1 pseudogene is annotated in these 1242 nt (G+C 45.2%); it reads right to left on the minus strand.

Annotated elements, in window-relative coordinates:
- A pseudogene (locus tag A3763_RS03870) lies at window positions 1-1206 on the minus strand (C4-dicarboxylate ABC transporter); the annotation flags it as partial.
- Window positions 1207-1242 lie beyond the last annotated feature (36 nt).

Raw genomic sequence — 1242 nt, forward strand, 5'->3', positions numbered from 1 at the left:
GCTCCGTTCTAGAATGCCGCCAATCGTAAAAGAGCAAGCCATTAGCATCAGTAGCGCGCCAATTTGCACCGAAGAATTGCCAATAGCATTGTTAAACGCCGATACGATATTGGGGCTAACATTCAAGGTCTTATTTTGCTGCTCAAAGTCCCGGCTGAACTTACGTTCATAAATAATAAAGGCGAACATAATAACGGGGAGGATAATCGGGGCTGAAAATTCATCAAGATAGGCATTCAACAATACGGCGTAAATCAACATGCTGAGCGCAATAATGATGATATAAGGAAGCAGTGCTCGAAACTTTGTAATAGAAGGCTGAAATGCTTCGCTAAAAGGTGCGATGCTTAAAGGCCCACGTCGAGTCAGCATGGCAAACATAAAAAACACTGCAAGCGTTAGCATGAAAACCCGGCTTCCCCAATAAAACAAATCATCACTCAAGACTTCTTTGTTGAGAATGGCAATACCGATTACCAACAGGCAGGGCCTTAATACAACGCCTGAGCTTCCGGTCATTGCGGTGACCGCCAGTGCAAGCTGACGCCGAGTACCAACACGCCTCAACTCCTGATAAACCACAGCACCCATGGCAATAATGATAATACCTGAGGCCCCTGTATAAGCAGTTGGTACAGCCATTAATGCGATGGCGATGCAGGCCAGTATTTCAGGGGGAAAGTTCCAGGGTTTAAAGACATCAAAAAGCTTCGCGCCAAGCAAGGTCTCTTTAAGCAGCATTCCGACCCATATATAGAGAGCGATCGTCAGATGTAGATTAGTCAGTTGGAATATCTGAGTAAAGTACATGCTGATGCCAGGAGCATGCTCTTCGTTGACAAAAAAATGATACGCAGCTGCCAGAAGCATCCAGGTTTGAATGGGAACTGTAAGCACCATTCTAAAGGGAGAAGTGTTTTGTTTACTTAGGTGCCGGGTTTTAAAAAGCTTGATGAAACTCACTAGACTTAGCACGGCGCTACCGACAATAAGCGTAGCAAGGAGTTCGGGTGAACTAAGGCTTGCTCCAGCGTCTTCTGCGTCCTTATAAAATCGATAGCTGGAATAAAACAAGCTCAGTGCCGCGAGTGTTTGCGCAGCATAAGAAAAGTAGTGTTCATGCTTGTTTCGAATGCCTCTGAAGGCAATATGCTCATTGCGCCAGGTTGCGTAGGTGGCACATAGGAGTAGCAGGATGATCAGCATGGATTTTTGCTGGTTAATTGAAAATAAGCTGATTTG

The sequence above is a fragment of the Oleiphilus sp. HI0128 genome, assembly GCF_001635365.1.